Origin of the sequence: Okeania sp. SIO2B9, assembly GCF_010672505.1 — a bacterium.
In the GTDB taxonomy this organism is placed as follows: domain Bacteria; phylum Cyanobacteriota; class Cyanobacteriia; order Cyanobacteriales; family Microcoleaceae; genus Okeania; species Okeania hirsuta.
In genome coordinates this window covers 1-6,371 of sequence record NZ_JAAHGK010000323.1, presented here as the reverse complement: position 1 = coordinate 6,371, position 6,371 = coordinate 1, and the positions used below count along the sequence as shown (strand labels likewise).

The 6,371-nt window shown below is 36.5% G+C and carries 7 protein-coding genes; 3 read left to right on the top strand and 4 right to left on the bottom strand.

Going from position 1 to position 6,371, the window contains the following annotated elements:
- Positions 1–412, top strand: a 412-nt coding sequence (locus F6K13_RS13310) for a cyanophycinase (RefSeq protein WP_287287599.1), incomplete at its 5' end; no start/stop codon positions are given.
- On the opposite strand, the gene F6K13_RS13305 is transcribed toward F6K13_RS13310, so the two are convergent.
- Complete coding sequence (locus F6K13_RS13305) at positions 396–623, bottom strand: hypothetical protein (protein ID WP_124147826.1); 228 nt, start codon at positions 621–623, stop codon at positions 396–398. The genes F6K13_RS13310 and F6K13_RS13305 overlap by 17 nt on opposite strands.
- Positions 624–753: 130 nt before the next feature.
- Here F6K13_RS13305 and cphA point away from each other — a divergent pair, with 130 nt between their 5' ends.
- The gene (gene cphA / locus F6K13_RS13300; RefSeq protein WP_124155087.1) at positions 754–3,468 is read left to right on the top strand and encodes a cyanophycin synthetase; all 2,715 of its coding nucleotides are present in this window, start codon (positions 754–756) and stop codon (positions 3,466–3,468) included.
- 381 nt (positions 3,469–3,849) lie between these two features.
- Here the strand turns inward: cphA and F6K13_RS13295 are convergent, their stop codons facing one another.
- From F6K13_RS13295 to F6K13_RS13285, 3 genes are all read right to left on the bottom strand, one after another.
- Positions 3,850–3,993, bottom strand: a complete 144-nt coding sequence (locus F6K13_RS13295) for a chlorophyll a/b-binding protein (protein WP_124147828.1) — start codon at positions 3,991–3,993, stop codon at positions 3,850–3,852.
- Positions 3,994–4,205: 212 nt separating this feature from the next.
- On the bottom strand, positions 4,206–4,349 hold the full coding sequence (locus F6K13_RS13290) for a chlorophyll a/b-binding protein (protein WP_124145065.1): 144 nt from the start codon (positions 4,347–4,349) through the stop codon (positions 4,206–4,208).
- A gap of 290 nt (positions 4,350–4,639) precedes the next feature.
- Positions 4,640–4,783 (bottom strand): chlorophyll a/b-binding protein, encoded by a 144-nt coding sequence (locus F6K13_RS13285; protein WP_124145066.1) that lies wholly within the window; start codon positions 4,781–4,783, stop codon positions 4,640–4,642.
- Positions 4,784–5,934: 1,151 nt separating this feature from the next.
- Here F6K13_RS13285 and F6K13_RS13280 point away from each other — a divergent pair.
- Positions 5,935–6,330 carry a hypothetical protein gene (locus tag F6K13_RS13280; RefSeq protein WP_124145067.1) on the top strand — a complete coding sequence of 132 codons (396 nt, stop codon included), beginning with the start codon at positions 5,935–5,937 and terminating at the stop codon, positions 6,328–6,330.
- Positions 6,331–6,371 lie beyond the last annotated feature (41 nt).

Genomic DNA, 6,371 nt, shown 5'->3' with positions numbered 1-6,371 from the left:
GATAGCAAGTGGTGGTAGTGGCTCATCCCCCAATAAGTCCTTAGTTGATTTAACAACTGGCTTGGGTATATTGCCAGACCTGATTGTAGACCAACACTTTCATAATCGAAATCGTATGGCCCGTTTATTGAGCGCAATTGCTACCCATCCGGACAAAATAGGTATAGGTATAGATGAAGATACCTGTGCATTATTTGAAGGAGATAGTCAAATTCGAGTAATGGGTAAAGGTACAGTGACAATTATAGATACTACAGAAATGTCATATACAAATGCTACGAAAGTAGATGTAGCAGATCCCTTGAGCATATCAAATTTAAGAGTACATATAATGTGCCACGGCGATGGCTACGATCTCCATTCCCATACCATGAAACCAGGGCTGTCTGAAACAATTATGCCTCTTGATTAATTAATAGAATTTCTGATAATTTACTAAATTCGTAACTAATGTGTTGTGGTAGATTAGTAGCTTGCCTAGTTGGGTGGACAGAAAATCTAATTTTAAACTGAAAAGAATGTATTTTTTGTAAAACAGAATAAAAAGCCCAAATTCTTCCTTCTACCATCAAAGGATTATCAAAAAAACTGATAAATTTATTTATCAGATATATATTTTTCAAGATGGAGAAAGGATTAGTGCAGCCTGAAAAAAAGTTTGTATTAAACAGTTTAGCAAATGGTGTGAGCCGAAATTCAAAATAAAACCGCCATTGCTTCTGTAGATTCTGAGCATAACCTTCAAATCCTCCTATGAAAATCCTCAAACTCCAGACATTACGCGGTCCAAACTACTGGAGCATCCGCCGGCATAAACTGGTGGTTATGCGTCTAGACTTAGAAGACCTGTACGAAAGATATACATCTGATATTCCTGGCTTCTACAAAGGATTAATCAAGGTACTACCAGGTCTTGTAGAGCACTATTGTTCCCCTAGAGTCAGGGGCGGTTTTCTCAGTCGTGTTGAAAAAGGGACACTAATAGGCCATGTCATAGAACACGTTGCCCTAGAACTTCAACAACTCGCCCAAATGCCAGTTGCTTTTGGTCGGACACGGGAAACATCGACTCCTGGAATATTTCAGGTAGTAATAGAATATGAACATGAACCAGCAGGTCGCTATGCTGCACGAGCAGCGGTGAGACTTTGCCAAAGTATTGTTGAGACAGGTACATATCCTGCAACCGAATTACAGCAAGATTTAGAAGACCTTAAGGAATTCAAAAGTCAGGCAGCTTTAGGGCCAAGCACAGAAGCTATAGTCAAAGAAGCAGAAGCAAGAGGTATTCCCTGGACTCAACTAGGAGCCAGATTTATGATTCAGCTTGGCTATGGTATAAATCAAAAAAGAATCCAGGCAACCCTAAGTAACCAAACAGGGATTCTTGGTGTAGAACTTGCTTGTGATAAAGAAGGCACAAAAACCATTCTCAAAGATTCTGGAATACCAGTACCTCGTGGTACAGTTATTCGCTACTTTGAAGACCTTCAAGATGCCATTGAAGATGTCGGAGGCTATCCCATTGTAATTAAGCCACTAGATGGAAATCATGGTCGTGGAATTACTATTGATGTGAGAAACTGGAAAGAGGCAGAAGAAGCCTATGATTTAGCTAGCAAGGCTTCCAAAACAAAAACAGTAATTGTAGAACGTTACTATACAGGCAAAGACCACCGAGTATTGGTAGTAAATGGTAGAGTTGTAGCTGTGGCCGAACGAGTTCCTGCCCATGTAATGGGAGATGGTAAGTCCACGGTGGCAAAACTGATTGAAGAAACTAACAGAGATCCTCAAAGAGGAGATGGACATGATAACGTTCTGACCAGAATCACCGTGGATAAAGCTGCTCTTGGGATTCTTGAAAGACAAGGATATAGCATTGATTCAATACCAAAAAAAGGAGAAATTTGCTTTTTAAGGGCAACAGCTAACCTCAGTACTGGAGGTATAGCAGTAGACCGTACTGATGAAATACATCCAGAAAATGTCTGGCTATTGTCCAGAGCTGCGAAGATTATAGGTCTAGACATAGCAGGTATAGATGTAGTTACTGAAGACATTTCTAAACCTTTGCGAGAAGTAGAAGGGGTCATAGTAGAAGTTAATGCTGCCCCTGGTTTCCGGATGCACGTCGCTCCTAGTCGGGGTCTACCTAGAAATGTGGCCGGAGCAGTAATAGATATGCTATTCCCTGGGTCTAAAAATGGCAGAATACCAATATTTTCAATTACTGGCACCAATGGTAAGACAACTACTACACGCTTGCTAGCTCACATAATGAAGCAGACTGGAAAAGTAGTGGGCTATACTACCACTGATGGTACTTATCTTGGTGAATATCTAGCAGAATCAGGAGATAATACTGGACCTCAAAGTGCCCATTTAATACTCTCAGACCCAACTGTAGAAGTTGCAGTCTTAGAAACAGCACGGGGTGGTCTTCTGCGTTCAGGCTTGGGTTTTTCAGCTTGTGATGTAGGAATGGTATTAAATGTAGCTGCCGACCACTTGGGTATTGGGGATATAGATACTGTAGAACAACTAGCTCAACTCAAAAGTGTAGTTGCTGAGTCAGTAATGCCTAAAGGATATGCCATTTTGAATGCTGACGATCCATTGGTTGCTGCAATGGCAGAGAAAGTCAAAGCTCAAGTTGCTTACTTTTCAATGGAACCAAATAATCAACTTTTAGTTAAACATACAGAAGCTGGTGGTTTGGCAGCGGTTTATGAGAATGGTTATATTTCAATTATCAAAGGAGATTGGACTTTAAGAATTGAAAAAGCAGTTAATGTGCCAATCACAATGGCAGGTAAAGCTCCATTTATGATTGCTAATGCCCTTGCAGCTTGTTTGGCAGCTTTTGCTCAAGGGGTGAAAATAGAGCATATTAGAGAAGGTTTGTCAACCTTTGTGGCTTCGGTGGATCAAACACCAGGCCGGATGAATATGTTTAATATGGGAGATTATCATGCTCTTGTGGACTATGCTCATAATCCTGCTAGCTATGAAGCATTGGGTGGATTTGTCAGAAATTGGCCAGGAAAACGGATTGGTGTAGTTGGTGGGCCTGGCGATCGCCGTGATGAAGACTTTGTTTCTCTGGGTGAACTAGCAGCAGATATCTTTGATGAAATTATTGTCAAAGAAGACGACGACACTAGAGGAAGACCTAGAGGAAGTGCTGCGGAGCTAATTTCTCAAGGTGTGAAGCAGTTTTTAAATCAAGCTAAAGATTCTGAGTCAAAGGCTACTTATGAATCAATTCTAGATGAGACAACGGCTATTAATACAGCCTTAGATCGTGCCTCTTCTGGTGGCCTGGTAGTAATTTTACCAGAAAGCGTAAGTCGAGCTATCAGTTTAATAGAAGCTCGTAACCCTGTTCAGGATCTTGAATTACCTGAAAGTAGTCGAACATCCTCTAATTCCTCAGAAGAGTTAAACACTTCGATTGTATATTGAGTTAAATATCTAAAGGAAGTAAGAATAAATAAGTAATAGTTGATTCAGTCAAAAAAAATTTAATCAACTTCCTTCGATTTAAACTTCTACTGAAAAAGGGGTTGAAAGTTTTCAACCCCTTGAACTTTGTCAAAATTTGTTAGTTAGTATCTGAAAACTGGAACATCAATTTTCTGACAGTACTACCCTGAAAAACAAAACTGTTTAACTTCTATAATTCTATCGAGTAACTCCTGCAAATTTAGCGAATGTAATGTAGAGAAAAGATATAAGTAATAAAGCCAAGAATACTCTCATCTCTACTATAGAGTATACTTAATAATCTTATATCCTTGTTAACTACAAACTGTTGGTGATTTTTAATTGTTTTGTAGCCTTGAACTACATTAGACCAAGTTGAGAAAGAATACTTTGACCTGTGAAGTATTCAGTAGCTACACCAATGATAAAGCCTAACATTGCCAAGCGACCATTCCAAGTTTCTGCAAATTTGGTAAAACCTAGCTTTTGATCTTGAGTTTCCATGATGATTAACCTCTAATTAGTATAGTTAAACGTTGGTAAGTACAACAGAAAAGTTATTGAGAGCTGATTTTTAAACTTAGCTAAAACCCTTATGTAATCTAACTCTCAGGGATTTAAGTATTATTGGATATAACTCCCAAAACCCTTGTATTGCAAGGAATTTAGCCTCTTAATATTTACTTGATAAATCAGCTCTCAAAAGGAACAATTAATTACATTAAGCCAAGTTGAGAAAGGATACCTTGACCTGTGAAGTATTCAGTGGCAATACCAATGACAAAGCCTAACATTGCCAGGCGACCATTCCAAGCTTCTGCAAAATCGGTGAAGCCCATTTTTTTCTCTTGATTTTCCATGACCATTAACCTCGTTTGATTTCAAGCTTATGTAATATAACTTAACGTAAAATTTTAAATATGGCAACATTACTTAATATTTTGATTCGTCATTTTTTTCGGTAAATACAACAGAAAAGTTATTGAGATAAAATCTGAATAATAACTATACCCAAATGGTTGTGACTGGGACAAAGTGAAAGGTTTACCCAGAATTAGGCAAGGAAAGCAATCTCCTAAGTTATTGAGATTACTTCCTATTATTGCAATGACGATATTCAGGCAAATGCTATATGAGAAGGAACAATTAATTACATTAAGCCAAGTTGAGAAAGGATACCTTGACCTGTGAAGTATTCAGTGGCAATACCAATGACAAAGCCTAACATTGCTAGGCGACCATTCCAAGTTTCTGCAAAGTCGGTGAAGCCTACTTTTTTATCTTGATTTTCCATGACCATTAACCTCGTGTTATTTCAAGCTTATGTAATATAACTTAACGCAAAAATTCAAAGATGACAACATTACTTAATATTTTGATCATTTTCTTTGTGGGTTTAATACCCCACCGTCTACACGGTGTTCAAAATTACTTGGGGTGAGAATCCCCATGTAATTTTCCTCCTGTCTCCTGTCTCCTGTCTCCTGTCTCCTTCTTCAATTGTCTAGACAATTAAGTAGATGGACTTCTATGTGTAATATCAATTTAATGTGAAACTGCACAGAATAAGATTGCAAGAATAATTGACTGTAGCTTAATGTAGATTAAAGACGGATAAATTAATGAATTTCACAGCCTTATCTCAAATTGCTATTACTCCGATAAAATAATTAAGTATACTGATGAGCGATCGCCGAATCTAGTCTCACATAGTATCTCTACTTATTGTCATGGTCAGTGCCACGCCAAAATATTTTTGCCAATCTATAAATTCATAATTTTAAACATCAATTATAAATAAATTGATCGGAGAAAGGGATCAAAGTAAAAAAATTCTAGTTTACTTTATACCTAAACTAAATATTTGATCTTAGACATTTGGTGCAAACTAAGTGTTTGCCCAGGTATAACAAGGGTTTGAGATTAATTATCACCAGAGGTCTATTGAATAGATATAAAATCATATCAATTAGTAAAAAAAAATCAATAATTTATAGGTGTGTAGTTAGTGGTTTATATATTATTCTGTATTTGATATTCTATATAAACTAGAATTATGAAATATTTATAGCTAATCAATTTTGGCAAATATGACAGGATTTATTGAGGTAAAATCATAGTCAAATCAGAAAAATACTAACAGTTTTTTTGAAAATTTTTAATGTATTTTCAATGTATTGAATAAGTATCAATTAATATTAACTTAATACTATCAGAACTAAATTTGGATCAAAAAAAATTGATAGGACAACAACACCATTAAAGCTACAAATAGGTGTAAACTAACTATTGAGTCCGATCGCAAAGTAATTCTTCGACTAAAGTAGCCATTTTGTCTGTTATGAATTTTTGGACACTTGTATTTATACATATTTTAGAAAATTTATACTAGCAGTGGCCTTAGTTGAGAAGACGAAAAAATTTTAGTAGGAAATAGAAAAAAATATGGAAGGTTGTACAGTTACGGATCTGAAGATTGACAGCAAAAAAAACTGTTATGTCCTTGACGCTGAAGCTATGCGACAGATACAGGAAGAAACAGCAGTTTCGACAAAATTAGAACCAGGGATATATGTAATTAGAATCCGTAGTGGTTTGTTTGGATACCGCAACGATGAAAATAATGTTGGTGAACCCATGGTTATGTTGTGGATTTATGGTGGCAAGTTCATTAATAAAAAAACTAACTTGGAGGTTGAAGCTACTTGGTCAACTTTGAATGGTGATGACGATACATTAACTTTAGAAGTAGTGCAAACAACAAACCTTTGTGCTTTTTTCTTCGATAGTTATATTGATGATAATCAAGGAGAATTGACAATTTCTATAGTTAAAATGTGAATTATTTTTTCTGAACCAAGAGTCATAAATTTCAAAAAGCA

What these genes read in the sequence shown, in the direction of transcription:
- cphA (WP_124155087.1), top strand. Translation starts at nt 754, where the DNA reads ATGAAAATCCTCAAACTCCAGACATTACGCGGTCCAAACTACTGGAGC.
- F6K13_RS13295 (WP_124147828.1), bottom strand. Translation starts at nt 3,993, where the DNA reads ATGGAAACTCAAGATCAAAAGCTAGGTTTTACCAAATTTGCAGAAACT.
- F6K13_RS13290 (WP_124145065.1), bottom strand. Translation starts at nt 4,349, where the DNA reads ATGGAAAATCAAGAGAAAAAAATGGGCTTCACCGATTTTGCAGAAGCT.
- F6K13_RS13285 (WP_124145066.1), bottom strand. Translation starts at nt 4,783, where the DNA reads ATGGAAAATCAAGATAAAAAAGTAGGCTTCACCGACTTTGCAGAAACT.
- F6K13_RS13280 (WP_124145067.1), top strand. Translation starts at nt 5,935, where the DNA reads ATGGAAGGTTGTACAGTTACGGATCTGAAGATTGACAGCAAAAAAAAC.